This is a genomic window from Microbacterium sp. Se63.02b (assembly GCF_014171575.1).
Taxonomy (GTDB): Bacteria; Actinomycetota; Actinomycetes; order Actinomycetales; family Microbacteriaceae; genus Microbacterium.
This window is the reverse complement of sequence record NZ_CP050453.1, coordinates 2,897,287-2,912,232: the sequence shown is the minus strand read 5'-3', so window position 1 is coordinate 2,912,232 and position 14,946 is coordinate 2,897,287. Positions and strand designations below refer to the sequence as shown.

Here is a 14,946-nt window from a genome sequence, read left to right as displayed (position 1 = left end):
CGCTCACCGCTAGGCTGGGAGGATGGCTGACCACAAGATCAAAGCCGTCATTCCCGCGGCAGGACTGGGGACGCGATTCCTCCCCGCGACGAAGGCGATGCCGAAAGAGATGCTTCCCGTCGTCGACAAGCCGGCGATCCAGTACGTCGTCGAAGAGGCGGCCGATGCGGGCATCGAAGACATCCTCGTCATCATCGGCCGCAACAAGAACGCGATCTCCAACCACTTCGACTCCGTGCCGGAGCTCGAGGTGAAGCTGATGGAGAAGGGCGACACCGGCCGTCTCGAGCGCGTCATGAAGTCCAGCGACCTCGCCGACATCCACTTCGTGCGTCAGGGCGAGCCGAAGGGACTCGGACACGCGGTGCTGCGTGCACGCACCCACGTCGGCGACAGCTCCTTCGCCGTCCTCCTCGGCGATGACCTCATCGACGAGCGCGACCCGCTGCTGACCGACATGATCGCCGAGCACGAGCGCACGGGAGCCGCGGTGATCGCGCTGATGGAGGTCGACCCCGACAGCATCCACATGTACGGCGCCGCTGCCGTCGAACCCCTCGAGGGATCGGACGCGGTCAGGGTGACGGGTCTGGTCGAGAAGCCCGCCAAGGAGGACGCTCCCTCCAACCTCGCGATCATCGGTCGCTACGTGCTCCCGGCGTCCGTGTTCGAGATCCTCGAGCGCACCGAGCCGGGCAAGGGTGGAGAGATCCAGCTCACCGATGCGCTGCAGGAGCTCGCGACCGCCCCCGACGGCCCCGGCGTCGTCGGCGTCATCTTCGGCGGACGCCGCTACGACACGGGTGACCGCGTCGACTACATCAAGGCGATCGTGCAGCTGGCGTCGGACCGCGACGACCTCGGCCCCGAGCTGCGGCCCTGGCTGAAGGAATTCGCGGAACGCCTCTAGGCGACCCTGCGAACGTCGAACGTCGGTGCGGCATGGATCTGGCGGCGGGAATGCGACACGGACCGATTGAACTGCGCCTCGTCCGCGCCAAGGACGCTCGGCCGCTGCAGCATGAGCTGCTCGCCAACCGATCGTGGCTCCAGCCATGGGAGGCGACGGTCCCGTACGGGTCCGTGTCGTTCGACATGAGGCTCAGCATCCGTCGCCTCCTGCAGCAGTACCGCGACGGTTCCGGGTACCCGTTCGTGATGGAGTACGACGGCGAGGTCGCCGGACAGCTCAACGTCTGGGGCGTCGCGCGCGGTTCCCTGTGCTCTGCGACCATCGGGTATTGGGTGAGCGAGCGGTTCGCCGGACGGGGGATCACCCCGACGGCGGTCGCGCTCGCCACGGACGCCTGCTTCACGGAGTACGGGCTGCACCGGATGGAGATCTGCATCCGGCCCGAGAACGCCGCGAGTCTGCGCATCGTGCAGAAGCTGGGGTTCCGCTACGAGGGGCTGCGTCGCCGGTACATCCACATCGACGGTGACTGGCGCGACCATTATGCGTTCGCGCTGACGAGAGAAGACGTGCCGCAGGGAGTGCTCGCGCGGTGGCTCAGCGGTCAGGTGCCTCCCGACGCCGCGACGGTGCCGCCCGCCGACCACATCGCCCTCTGACGCGGCTTTCTCGCACCGATCGGGACGGACTCGCCGCGACACGCGCCCCTCTGCACGGCCCAGCCCCCTCCCTGCCCTTAGCGTTGTCGATATGGACGGGCCGGTGCTGAGCGGGGGAGTGATCGTGCTCGTCGCCGTGCTCCTGTGGATGCTCTATCTGCTGCCGTCGTGGCGTGGACGATTCCAGTACAACGCCGCCGAACGCAACGCAGTGCGTCTGAATCAGGCCCTCCGCGTCCTCGCCGAGACGAGCGAGACTCCCGATGAGGTACGCATCGAGCTCAACGCGCGCAGCGCCCTCGCCCAGCAGAAGCTGGCGAAGCGCGTGCAGTCGGAGCGCGAGGCCGCGGAACTCGAGGCCCTGCGAGAAGAGCTCGCGGCGACCAGGGCCGATCCGGTGATCCGTCGTGCTCGCGCTCGTCGACGGGTCCGCGCCACGGCCACCACGACGCTCCTCGTCGGCGTCGCCCTCACGGGCCTCGGCGTCTGGCAGCTTCTCGCCGCGTCCTCGACCGTACTGCTGTGGATCGGCGGGGCACTCGTCGTGCTGGCGGGGGTCACCCTGCAGCGCATGGCCTCGGTCTCGCAGCGGGTCGCGCGTGCCACGCACGCCGTGACCGCACCCGCGGCACCGCGCGTCGCCCCCGAGCTGCACGACCAGGGCCCTGCGACGTGGACTCCGCGTCGACTTCCGGAGCCGCTGGTGTCGGTGGCCGGTTCCCGGGCCCAGGCCGCACAGGCTCAGATCGATGCACAGGATGAGCGCCGCAAGGCGGCGCGAGTCGCTGCTCTCCGCGAGCGTGCGGAGCAGATGGCGCCTCCCGCTCCCGCACAGCTCCCCGCCGCGCCGTCGCCGTACGCGCGGATGGGATTCGTCGACGACGCCGAGATCGAGGCGCACGTCCGCGAACTCCTCTCCCGTCGCGCTGCGGGCTGACCCGTGGCGACGCGAGCAGCTCGTCGATCGTGATAGCGTAGAACTCGTTCACGGGCCTATGGCGCAGTTGGTAGCGCGCCTCGTTCGCATCGAGGAGGTCAGGGGTTCGAATCCCCTTAGGTCCACAGAACACGGAAGCCCCCGGCCAGCGCCGGGGGCTTCCGTCGTCTCCGCCTCGAACCGCTGAGCGCCGGCGTTAGAGTGAGCTGTGCTGTCGCAGACGGAGAGCGTGTCGCTCGAGATCGACATCGCCACGGGCCGGCCTCGCGCGGCGCGATGAGCGAGGTGCTCGGGCGTCTGCGGGAGCAGATCCTCGACGGGACGTATCCCGTCGGATCCGGCCTTCCCAGCGAGGTGGAGCTGGCAGCCCTGCATGGGGTGTCGCGTCGCACGATCCGCACCGCGCTCGCCGCACTCGGCAGGCAGGGCCTCGTGGAGTCGCATCGGGGCTCGGGCTGGTTCGTCCAGCCCAGCCAGCCCCAGGGCTTCGACCGGATGCGGTCTTTCACGCAATGGGCGCGCAGCCGCGGGCGGGCTCCCGGCGGACTCGTCGTCGCGCGCGGCACGAGGACGGCGACGATGCGCGAAGCCCGGCTGCTGGCGGTCCGCACGGATGCTCAGGTGATGACCTTCACCCGGGTACGCACGCTCGACGGCCGACCCGTCATGGTCGAGCGCTCGACCTGGGCGCCGTGGGTGCTCCCGCACATCGCGGACGTCGCCGACGATATCGTCTCGACGACCCGAGTGCTCGCGGATGCCGGGATCGTGGTGTCGTCGGGCAACCACCGGATCGAGGCCGTGCCGGCCGGGACGGAGGACGCCCGTCTGCTCGGCGTCCGACGATCCAGCCCGCTCCTGCAGGTGCGACGTGAGACGTTCGCGACGAACGGGCGTCCCGTCGAATGCGCCGAGGACCGGTACGTCCCGCACACCATCTCGTTCGAGGCGCAGGCCTTCGGCGCCGCGGCGATCCCCGGCGACGACTGACCCGTCAGAGGTCGCCGCGCCCACTGTGCGCACCGGGTCGCCCGGTTCCTGCGGTCGACGATCCTCGACATCCGGGCGTCAGCCGTCGTTCACCCCGATGTCATGTTCCGGCGGTCGATTGGGAGCGTCCGAATTCTTCTCGTCTCACAGAGGATGCTCCGTGTCTCGTCGCAAACCGCCCACCCCGGATTCACTCGTCTCCCGTCGCGCCCTCGCGCGGCTCCTGCGTCCCGCTTCGATCGCTGTCATCGCTGCCTGCGTGCTCGTCCCCGCGATCCCCGCGGCCGCGGCGCGCGGAGACGGCCGACCCGTCACCGTCGCCGAGCGCGATCGTCGCGCCGGACGACGACGCGACGCCCGCTGAGACCGGCGGCGTCATCATCCGCGTCGACGGCGAAGCTCCGGAGGGCGGCGAGGTGGGACGCGTCGTCGTCATGCCGGGCGCTTCCGCCAGCGATGTCGACGGTTCTGCGGACGAGCTCGTGGTCGCCGTGACCGACCCGGAGGGCGTCGTCACGATGCTCTCCGCCGATGATGCCGGTGAGTACCGGTTCACCCCGAGTGCGGCGGGCGACTACCTCGTCGCGTACTCCGTGAGCGACGCCACGGGGGGAGTGAGCGAGGAGACCCGCACGGTATCGGTCACAGGCGCGCCGGTGGAGCAGACCGCCGCCGCACCCCTCGTCAGTGCAGCACCGGCCGTCGAGGCCGATGGCCCGGACGTGCGATTCTCGGCGATCGGCGACATCCACGACAACTGGGGCGAGCTCGCAGAGGCGTACGACTTCTGGAAGCAGGAGAACGTGCAGACCGCCCTCTTCGTCGGCGACCTGACCAACAGCGCGACCCCCGAGGAATTCGACGGCCTGAAGCAGACGATGGATGCGAAGGCAGGCCTCGGCATCCCGGCGATCGCCTCCCTCGGCAACCACGACGTCGCGGGCATCTCGTCATACGACCTGTTCACGCAGGCGACGGGCGGACAGAAGCCGAACGCCGACTACACGGTCAACGGCTACCACGTCATCACGGTCTCGCCCGGCAGCGGCACGATCGATCCGGACACCGGCAAGCCCTCCGGGGCGAGCAGCGGCAACTACGCGTATGCCGCGGCCTGGCTGCAGCAGCGGCTGACGGCAGCGACCGCGGAAGACCCGACCAAGCCCGTGATGGTGCTGGTGCATCACCCCCTCCAGTGCACGCACTACGTCTCGAACGAGTGGTACGGCACCGGGCTGTCCAGCGGCTGCGGCGACGGGTTCCAGTCCGTGTTCGACGACTTCCCCCAGGCGGTCGTCTGGGGCGGACACATCCATACGCCGCAGAACATCCCGACCTCGATCTGGCAGGGACAGGAGAACCGCTCGGGCGAGCGGTCGACGCAGGGCTTCACCACGGTGAACGCACCGCCGCTCGCGTACTACGAGTTCGAGTCGGGTGTCGTCAACTCGAGTCCGACCAGCCGCGGCAACGACACCACACCCGACGACGCCGGCGACAACCGGCAGACCGCCATCGTGGAGATCACCGGCACCGTCGTGACGATCAAGAACTACGACCTGCTCGCGGATCAGTGGATCGACCAGACCTGGACCTGGGACGTCGCCGCCTCGGTGGACGAGACCAAGACCTACGACGAACGCTTCCCGTTCAACAACACCCTCCGCGCGAGCGAGTCCGCCGGTCCCGTCTGGGGGAGCGACGCCGCGGTGACCGTCGATGAGATCTCCGGCTCGAAGGCCATGGTGTCTTTCCCGCAGGCCACCCCCGCCCCGAACACGGTCGGTGACATCGTGCACAAGTACCGCTACCAGACGGTCGACCTCGCGACCGGTGCCGAGGTGAACTCCTTCCTGCAGTGGTCCGGGTTCTACAACCTGCCCATGCCGACCGACCGCAGGCACGAGGTGTGGAATCTCCTTCCCGGTCGCGAGTACGAGGTGCGAGTGACCCCGATCAACGCGTGGGGCAAGGAGGGGACTGCGCTCACGGCGCGGTTCACGAGCGGAGACTCCGGGGAGGGCGAGGCGCCCTTCGACCCGAGTGCTCTGACCTTCGACGACCTGCGTGCCGAGGTGCCGAGCGCCGATCTCCTGGACGTCGGCTTCGCTGACGGTGTCGCGACGGATGCGTCTCCGGCTGCTCGCCCATTGACGCCAGGAGCCGATACCCGCTTCGAGGATGACGCCGATGTGCAGGCACAGGTGGCTGTCGGGGCGGAGGGCGCAGCCACCGGCATCCGCACGCCGAAGTGGACCGACGACGAGTACGCCGCCCTCCAGGACGGGTTCACGCTCGATGCGACCTTCCGTCTCGACTCGATCTCCGGCAGCTACGTCGATGTGTTCGGAGGCATGCAGAGCGGCGGCATCGGTCTCGAAGCCGTCGGAACCAGCGCCACGACGTACGACCTGCAGTTCTGGTACGCCTCGCCCCGCCCCGTCGTGAGCCTGGAGTACGGGCAGTGGTACCACGTGACCGCCTGGTACGACGGCACCGACGCCCGGCTGTATGTGGACGGCATCCGCAAGACGGAGTCGGAGGGCGTGTCCTTCTCGGTGAAGCCGTCGTCGGCCGACGCCCGCTACATGGTGATCGGCGGAGACGCGAACCCCTCGGGCTCGCTCGACGACTCGACGATGGATGGTCGTGTCGCCGGCGTCGAGATCTACAGCGACCCGCTGTTCGACAAGGACGTGTACCGCGTGGCGATGCGGGAGCTGACCTCGCTCGACACGATGCCCCCGCTCCTGCGTGTCGACCCCGAGCCCGCGGGCGACGCTGTGGTCGGCACCGCGTACACCGCTCCGGCGGCCGAAGCCGTCGACAACTCCGGTCGTGTGACCGCGGCACTCGAGGTCACCGATCCGTCCGGCGCCCCCGTCGCGCTCGGTGAGGGCTTCGCCGGGTCGCGCGCCTTCGCGGCCGCCGCCACGGGTGAGGGCTACACGTTCACCCCGACCGTCGCGGGGACCTACACGCTCACCTACGTCGCGACAGACGCGGCGGCTCGGCAGAACCAGGTGTCGTTCACCGTGACGGCGGCGACTTCCCCGGTGGGGAGAACCCCGGTGGGGAGAACCCCGGTGGGGGAACCCCGGTGGGGAGAACCCGGGTGGTGGCGGGATCGCAGGTCCGGACTCGGGTTCGGGCGGCGCCTCCACGGATCCGCTGGCCACGACGGGTGGAATGCTGCCAACGCTCGCGGTCTTCGCCGGACTGCTGCTGCTCGCCGGCGGCGGCGTCCTGCTCCGGCGTCGTCTGCCGCGTCGCTCGGAGGACGTGGCGTGAGACCGCGCGGTCGAGGGCGCACCGCCACGAGCCGTCGACCGGCGGCGCGGACCGCGCTCGCCGGAGCCCTCGCCCTCGCCGGGGCCGTCGTCAGCGTGATGCTGTCGGCGGCCCCGGCCGCGGCCCACAGCTATTCCGCGACGGTCTATGCGGATGTCTCGGAGCCGGAACGCGGTGTGGTGCGGTCGGTGCTCGACATCGAGTACGTCCTGCTGGCGACCGACGGCGCGCGCGCGATGGGCGACGCCGCATTCGAACAGGAGGCGTACGCGGATGTGCAGGCCGAGGGGCGCGATCCGGCGAAGCTGACCCCTGCGGTGCTCGAAGATCACTCCGACACCGTGGAGGGGTACGTGCTGCCGCGGTTCTCCGTGGCAGTCGTGGACGACGGGAAGGCGGGTGAGCCCTGCCCGAACGAGATCGTCGCTCCCTTCGAGATCGTCCTCCGCGACGGAGTGCCGCACGCGCGCCTGGTGATCGAGGCCGACTGCTCGTCGATGGTCGATCCGATGCCCGTGCCGTACGAGATCAGCACGGCGCTGTTCCCCGGGACGGCTCCTGGCGGGATGACGACGACCATCGTCGACTACGACGTGCGCTCGGGCGCAGGCGTCGCCAGCCTCGACACGGACACGAACCCCACGATGGTCACGACGACCGACTGGGGATCGCGGATGGGGGAGTTCCTCGTCCTCGGTGCGGAGCACCTCCTGCTCGGACCGGACCATCTGCTGTTCCTGCTGGCCCTGATCGTCGGCTCCCGACGCCTCAGGGACATCGTGCTGGCGGCCACGGCATTCACCGTCGCCCATTCCCTGACCTTCATCCTCGCAGCGCTGGGGTTCGTGAGCATTCCGGCGGGGGTGGTCGAACCGGCCATCGCGCTGTCGATCGCCGTTGTCGCGCTGTGGGAGATGCGGCGCTTCCGTAGCGCCAGGCGAGCTGATGCTCAGACGATACGCGCCGACGGGGGCAGGGGAAGCGACGCGGCGGATGTCGACGATCCGGGAACGCCTCTCGTCGGCGGGACCGCGACCGCCGTCCGGGAACGGGCGCAGACGCGCACCGCCGTGGCGTCCCCTCGAGCGAGCGCGTCGTTCTCCCGGGGAGATCTCGTGCGCATTGCCGTGGTGTTCGCGTTCGGACTCATGCACGGCGTGGGATTCGCCGGCGCCTTGGGGATCGACGAGCCGTTCTCCTGGGACCTGCTGGGTGCGCTGCTGGTGTTCAACGCGGGGATCGAGCTCGCGCAGCTCCTGGTGATCGCTCTGGTCTTCCCGCTGTTCGTGGTGGCGCGCCGCCGCGTACCGTCGCTCGGGTTCTGGATCGCCGGTGTCGTCGCCGCGGTCGGGTTGTTCTGGTTCGTCGAGCGGCTGGTCGGAGCGGGCTGAGAGGAGGGTGCTTCGGCCCTCTCGAACGCGCCGGAGCACCCTCCGAACGCTCGACACGCCCGGGCGACGCCCGTGATTTGCCCGAACCCCGGAACCCACGTAAGTTATTACCTGTTCGCCCCAAACGGTTGAGCGGAGGTCCTCGGACCGGCTCCCGTCAAGCATCGAACACCTCCCGAATCCAGAACCGCTCCTCGGAGCGAAGAGGGTGAAGGAACTGCCTCGTTTCCACGAGCAGGTCGCCGGAAGGCGATTTGACAAAGGAAATGAGATCAGTAAGATAGAGAAGTTGCCCTGCGGGCCTGGCTGTGATGGCTGGGTCGTGGGAGCATCCGATCCTTGAGAACTCAACAGCGTGCACTTGTCAAATGCCAAATTATCCTCGTCTCCACTTCGGTGGGGGTGAGAATTCCTTTGGATCAAAGACCAATCCCTTTCGGGGGGTTGGCATTGGATGAAGTCAGCAATGAATTTGTCTCTTTGGTCAGCATCAAACTCGCTGCGTCACCGTTTTCCCGGTGGGGTATGCATTTCTTTTTTACGGAGAGTTTGATCCTGGCTCAGGATGAACGCTGGCGGCGTGCTTAACACATGCAAGTCGAACGGTGAACACGGAGCTTGCTCTGTGGGATCAGTGGCGAACGGGTGAGTAACACGTGAGCAACCTGCCCCTGACTCTGGGATAAGCGCTGGAAACGGCGTCTAATACTGGATATGTGACGTGATCGCATGGTCTGCGTCTGGAAAGAATTTCGGTTGGGGATGGGCTCGCGGCCTATCAGCTTGTTGGTGAGGTAATGGCTCACCAAGGCGTCGACGGGTAGCCGGCCTGAGAGGGTGACCGGCCACACTGGGACTGAGACACGGCCCAGACTCCTACGGGAGGCAGCAGTGGGGAATATTGCACAATGGGCGCAAGCCTGATGCAGCAACGCCGCGTGAGGGATGACGGCCTTCGGGTTGTAAACCTCTTTTAGCAGGGAAGAAGCGAAAGTGACGGTACCTGCAGAAAAAGCGCCGGCTAACTACGTGCCAGCAGCCGCGGTAATACGTAGGGCGCAAGCGTTATCCGGAATTATTGGGCGTAAAGAGCTCGTAGGCGGTTTGTCGCGTCTGCTGTGAAATCCCGAGGCTCAACCTCGGGCCTGCAGTGGGTACGGGCAGACTAGAGTGCGGTAGGGGAGATTGGAATTCCTGGTGTAGCGGTGGAATGCGCAGATATCAGGAGGAACACCGATGGCGAAGGCAGATCTCTGGGCCGTAACTGACGCTGAGGAGCGAAAGGGTGGGGAGCAAACAGGCTTAGATACCCTGGTAGTCCACCCCGTAAACGTTGGGAACTAGTTGTGGGGTCCATTCCACGGATTCCGTGACGCAGCTAACGCATTAAGTTCCCCGCCTGGGGAGTACGGCCGCAAGGCTAAAACTCAAAGGAATTGACGGGGACCCGCACAAGCGGCGGAGCATGCGGATTAATTCGATGCAACGCGAAGAACCTTACCAAGGCTTGACATATACGAGAACGGGCCAGAAATGGTCAACTCTTTGGACACTCGTAAACAGGTGGTGCATGGTTGTCGTCAGCTCGTGTCGTGAGATGTTGGTTAAGTCCCGCAACGAGCGCAACCCTCGTTCTATGTTGCCAGCACGTAATGGTGGGAACTCATGGGATACTGCCGGGGTCAACTCGGAGGAAGGTGGGGATGACGTCAAATCATCATGCCCCTTATGTCTTGGGCTTCACGCATGCTACAATGGCCGGTACAAAGGGCTGCAATACCGCGAGGTGGAGCGAATCCCAAAAGCCGGTCCCAGTTCGGATTGAGGTCTGCAACTCGACCTCATGAAGTCGGAGTCGCTAGTAATCGCAGATCAGCAACGCTGCGGTGAATACGTTCCCGGGTCTTGTACACACCGCCCGTCAAGTCATGAAAGTCGGTAACACCTGAAGCCGGTGGCCTAACCCTTGTGGAGGGAGCCGTCGAAGGTGGGATCGGTAATTAGGACTAAGTCGTAACAAGGTAGCCGTACCGGAAGGTGCGGCTGGATCACCTCCTTTCTAAGGAGCATCTGACACTTTCGGGTGTCCAGAACCCAGATCGAAGGCACATGTTCTTCGCTGGGAGCTCATGGGTGGAACATTTGACATGGTGTGAAGGATGTTGTTCTTCTCCAGTACGCCGCTTCGGTGGTTGGAACGGGGAGGGTGGCGGATGTCGCACTTGCACGCTGTTGGGTCCTGAGGGACCGGATGCGCACTGGCCTTCGGGTCGAGTGCACAGTCGGTTGCTCTGGGCCTTTCGTTGTTTCCCCGGTGGGGAAGCGGTGAGGGGTACCGCCCGTACTTTGAGAACTACACAGTGGACGCGAGCATCTTGCAACAGCCTTCGGGTTGTTGCACAAGATGATCTTAAAGATCATTAGTCAATTTCATTCCAGGCTTTCGAGTCTGGAGTCGATTCTGATTCAAACTCATGTGATTTCAAGTCTTTAAGAGCAAACGGTGGATGCCTTGGCATCTGGAGCCGAAGAAGGACGTAGCAATCTGCGATAAGCCTCGGGGAACTGATAAGCAAGTTTTGATCCGAGGGTGTCCGAATGGGGAAACCCCGCTGGGCGGCGTGCCGACCTAGTGACTCCCGCCTGAATATATAGGGCGGGTAGAGGGAACGTGGGGAAGTGAAACATCTCAGTACCCACAGGAAGAGAAAGCAACCGCGATTCCGTTAGTAGTGGCGAGCGAAACCGGATCAGGCTAAACCTAGCGTGTGTGATAGCCGGCAGGCGTTGCACGTTGGGGGTTGTGGGACTTTTCAGTCATCTCTGCCGAGGTGGCGGCGTTACAAGAAGGTATAGACGAACGGTCTTGAAAGGCCGGTCATAGAGGGTGCCAACCCCGTAGTCGAAATGCTTCTCTTGGCGCGAAGAGTATCCCAAGTAGCACGGGGCCCGTGAAATCCCGTGTGAATCTGTCAGGACCACCTGATAAGCCTAAATACTCCCAGATGACCGATAGCGGACAAGTACCGTGAGGGAAAGGTGAAAAGTACCCCGGGAGGGGAGTGAAATAGTACCTGAAACCGTTTGCTTACAAACCGTTGGAGCCTCCTTAGTAGGGGTGACAGCGTGCCTTTTGAAGAATGAGCCTGCGAGTTAGCGATATGTGGCGAGGTTAACCCGTGTGGGGTAGCCGTAGCGAAAGCGAGTCTGAATAGGGCGATTCAGTCGCATGTCCTAGACCCGAAGCGAAGTGATCTATCCATGGCCAGGTTGAAGCGACGGTAAGACGTCGTGGAGGACCGAACCCACTTAGGTTGAAAACTGAGGGGATGAGCTGTGGATAGGGGTGAAAGGCCAATCAAACTTCGTGATAGCTGGTTCTCTCCGAAATGCATTTAGGTGCAGCGTTGCGTGTTTCTTGCCGGAGGTAGAGCTACTGGATGGCCGATGGGCCCTACAAGGTTACTGACGTCAGCCAAACTCCGAATGCCGGTAAGTGAGAGCGCAGCAGTGAGACTGTGGGGGATAAGCTTCATAGTCGAGAGGGAAACAACCCAGACCACCAACTAAGGTCCCAAAGCGCGTGCTAAGTGGGAAAGGATGTGGAGTTGCTGTGACAACCAGGAGGTTGGCTTAGAAGCAGCCACCCTTGAAAGAGTGCGTAATAGCTCACTGGTCAAGTGATTCCGCGCCGACAATGTAACGGGGCTCAAGCACGCCACCGAAGTTGTGGCATTGACATTATTGGTAGGCCTTCGTGGTCCAGCCGTGTTGATGGGTAGGAGAGCGTCGTGTGGCCAGCGAAGCGGCGGTGTAAACCAGCCGTGGAGGCTACACGAGTGAGAATGCAGGCATGAGTAGCGAATGACGTGTGAGAAACACGTCCTCCGAAAGACCAAGGGTTCCAGGGTCAAGCTAATCTTCCCTGGGTAAGTCGGGACCTAAGGCGAGGCCGACAGGCGTAGTCGATGGACAACGGGTTGATATTCCCGTACCGGCGAAGAACCGCCCAAGCTAATCCAGTAGTGCTAAGTGTCTGAATCCCAGTGACTGATCCCTTCGGGGTGACGCTCTGGGCCTAGCGCACGACCCCATTCTGGTGCGGTTAGCGTATTAACAGGTGTGACGCAGGAAGGTAGCCCAAGCCAGGCGATGGTTGTCCTGGTGCAAGTGCGTAGGCCGAGTCGTAGGCAAATCCGCGATTCATTGAGGCTGAGACACGATGCGGATAAAAAGTGGGTGATCCTATGCTGCCAAGAAAAGCATCGACGCGAGGTTCTAGCCGCCCGTACCCCAAACCGACTCAGGTGGTCAGGTAGAGAATACCAAGGAGATCGAGAGAATCGTGGTTAAGGAACTCGGCAAAATGCCCCCGTAACTTCGGGAGAAGGGGGCCTTCGGCGTATAGGGATTTACTCCCGAAAGCGTTTGGAGGCCGCAGAGACTAGTGGGTAGCGACTGTTTACTAAAAACACAGGTCCGTGCCAAGTCGCAAGACGATGTATACGGACTGACGCCTGCCCGGTGCTGGAAGGTTAAGAGGACCGGTTAGCCGCAAGGCGAAGCTGAGAATTTAAGCCCCAGTAAACGGCGGTGGTAACTATAACCATCCTAAGGTAGCGAAATTCCTTGTCGGGTAAGTTCCGACCTGCACGAATGGCGTAACGACTTCCCAACTGTCTCAACCGCGAACTCGGCGAAATTGCATTACGAGTAAAGATGCTCGTTACGCGCAGCAGGACGGAAAGACCCCGTGACCTTTACTACAGCTTGGTATTGGTGTTCGGTGTGGCTTGTGTAGGATAGGTGGGAGACTTTGAAGCATGGACGCCAGTTCGTGTGGAGTCATTGTTGAAATACCACTCTGGTCACTCTGGATATCTAACTTCGAACCGTAATCCGGTTCAGGGACAGTGCCTGGTGGGTAGTTTAACTGGGGCGGTTGCCTCCCAAAAAGTAACGGAGGCGCCCAAAGGTTCCCTCAACCTGGTTGGCAATCAGGTGTCGAGTGTAAGTGCACAAGGGAGCTTGACTGTGAGACTGACAGGTCAAGCAGGGACGAAAGTCGGGACTAGTGATCCGGCAGTGGCTTGTGGAAGCGCTGTCGCTCAACGGATAAAAGGTACCTCGGGGATAACAGGCTGATCTTGCCCAAGAGTCCATATCGACGGCATGGTTTGGCACCTCGATGTCGGCTCGTCGCATCCTGGGGCTGGAGTAGGTCCCAAGGGTTGGGCTGTTCGCCCATTAAAGCGGTACGCGAGCTGGGTTTAGAACGTCGTGAGACAGTTCGGTCCCTATCCGCTGCGCGCGTAGGAAGTTTGAGAGGATCTGACCCTAGTACGAGAGGACCGGGTTGGACGAACCTCTGGTGTGTCAGTTGTTCCGCCAGGAGCACCGCTGATTAGCTACGTTCGGGATGGATAACCGCTGAAAGCATCTAAGCGGGAAGCCGGCCTCAAGATGAGACTTCCATACCTTCGGGTGAGAGGCTCCCAGCCAGACTACTGGGTTGATAGGCCAGATGTGGAAGTGCAGTAATGCATGCAGCTGACTGGTACTAATAAGCCGATGACTTGATAACACACCGTTTGTTGGTGCTACGCGTCCACTGAGTGGTTCTCGATGTACGGTCGAGAACCGCATAACAACAATGACTTTGTTATGTGTTTGATTGAAACATCAATAGTGTTTCGGCGGCCATAGCGTGAGGGAAACGCCCGGTTACATTCCGAACCCGGAAGCTAAGCCTCACAGCGCCGATGGTACTGCAGGGGGGACCCTGTGGGAGAGTAGGACACCGCCGGACTCCTTTTAAACAAAATGGCCACCCAACGCTGGGTGGCCATTTTGCGTTAACGCGCTGCTTCGCGGCGAACAGAACAAGAGCCATCCCACTAGGGGTGGCTCTTCTTCGTCGACGACGGTCCCGACATCGCATCGTCAGCGTTTCAGACGTACCTCGAGCATGGCCGCGCACTCCTGCACCGCAGCGGCAAGAAGCTCCTCGTCCAGATCAGTGCGCCCCCACGTCACCGCCACCGCCGCGACGGGCCAACCCGCAGCATCGAGCACCGCGGCCCCCACGCTGCGCAGCCCCTCGGCGATCTCACTGTTCTCCGTCGCATACCCCCGAGCTCGCACGTCTAGCAGCAGCTCCCGCAGCTCTCGTGGTGTCCGGGGTCCCACTCCGGTCCGGTCGGGGAACGCCGAGACATCCGGGTAAAGTGCCCGCACCTGTTCACGGGGGAGCGCCGCCAGCATCGCCCTGCCCGAGGCTGTGAGGTGTGCGGGAAGCCGCACACCCACATCGGTCACCAGCGCCGGGCGTCGAGGTGCACGCTCCTCGACGATGTACAGCACGTCCCCTCCGCTCATCACCGCGAGGTGCGCGCTCTCGCCCAAGCGATCCGACAGCGCGGCCACCAGCGGCCGGCCTCGTCGTGCCAGTGGCTGCTGGCGCGTGTACCCGCCCGCGAGCTCGAAGGCCGAGGTTCCCAGCCCCCAGCGTCGCTCTTCCCGCAGATGCAGCACGAATCCGTGAGCGGCGAGTGTCGTGAGCAGGTGGTACACCGTCGATCGCGGCAGCTCGAGTTCGCGCGCGATCGCCGACGCCGCCACCGGAGCAGGCCGGGCGGCGAGGTAGCTCAGGATGCGAAGCGTGTTCTCCGCGGCCGGCACCTGAGCCGCAGCTGTCTCGGGCTCCTTCGTCGGTTCGGGGTTGTCTGGGATCACAGACACAGCATCGCATGATCGGGTGCCGCG

The 14,946-nt window shown here is 63.8% G+C and carries 7 protein-coding genes, 1 tRNA gene and 3 rRNA genes; 10 read left to right on the top strand and 1 reads right to left on the bottom strand.

Features of this window, described 5'->3' with window-relative positions; translation table 11 throughout:
* The first annotated feature begins 22 nt into the window (after positions 1-22).
* From galU to rrf, 10 genes are all read left to right on the top strand, one after another.
* Positions 23-910 carry a UTP--glucose-1-phosphate uridylyltransferase GalU gene (gene galU / locus G4G29_RS14235; protein ID WP_183150556.1) on the top strand — a complete coding sequence of 296 codons (888 nt, stop codon included), beginning with the start codon at positions 23-25 and terminating at the stop codon, positions 908-910.
* Positions 911-942: 32 nt separating this feature from the next.
* On the top strand, positions 943-1,572 hold the full coding sequence (locus G4G29_RS14230) for a GNAT family protein (RefSeq protein WP_183150555.1): 630 nt from the start codon (positions 943-945) through the stop codon (positions 1,570-1,572).
* Between the two features lie 91 nt (positions 1,573-1,663).
* Positions 1,664-2,509: a hypothetical protein gene (locus tag G4G29_RS14225; RefSeq protein WP_183150554.1), complete on the top strand. Its 846-nt coding sequence runs from the start codon at positions 1,664-1,666 to the stop codon at positions 2,507-2,509.
* 52 nt (positions 2,510-2,561) lie between these two features.
* A tRNA-Ala gene (locus tag G4G29_RS14220) sits at positions 2,562-2,634 on the top strand.
* Positions 2,635-2,785: 151 nt separating this feature from the next.
* Positions 2,786-3,499: a GntR family transcriptional regulator gene (locus G4G29_RS14215; protein WP_183150553.1), complete on the top strand. Its 714-nt coding sequence runs from the start codon at positions 2,786-2,788 to the stop codon at positions 3,497-3,499.
* Positions 3,500-3,659: 160 nt separating this feature from the next.
* A complete protein-coding gene (locus G4G29_RS14210) occupies positions 3,660-3,863 on the top strand; it encodes a hypothetical protein (protein ID WP_183150552.1) in 204 nt (67 codons plus the stop codon).
* Positions 3,864-3,915: 52 nt separating this feature from the next.
* On the top strand, positions 3,916-8,181 hold the full coding sequence (locus tag G4G29_RS14205) for a HupE/UreJ family protein (protein WP_183150551.1): 4,266 nt from the start codon (positions 3,916-3,918) through the stop codon (positions 8,179-8,181).
* 537 nt (positions 8,182-8,718) lie between these two features.
* A 16S ribosomal RNA gene (locus tag G4G29_RS14200) occupies positions 8,719-10,240 on the top strand.
* 421 nt (positions 10,241-10,661) lie between these two features.
* A 23S ribosomal RNA gene (locus tag G4G29_RS14195) occupies positions 10,662-13,765 on the top strand.
* A gap of 108 nt (positions 13,766-13,873) precedes the next feature.
* Positions 13,874-13,990 (top strand): 5S ribosomal RNA (rrf, locus tag G4G29_RS14190).
* Together the 16S, 23S and 5S rRNA genes form the textbook arrangement of a ribosomal RNA operon.
* Positions 13,991-14,124: 134 nt before the next feature.
* Here rrf and G4G29_RS14185 read toward each other — a convergent pair.
* The gene (locus G4G29_RS14185; protein ID WP_183152850.1) at positions 14,125-14,862 is read right to left on the bottom strand and encodes an IclR family transcriptional regulator; all 738 of its coding nucleotides are present in this window, start codon (positions 14,860-14,862) and stop codon (positions 14,125-14,127) included.
* Positions 14,863-14,946 lie beyond the last annotated feature (84 nt).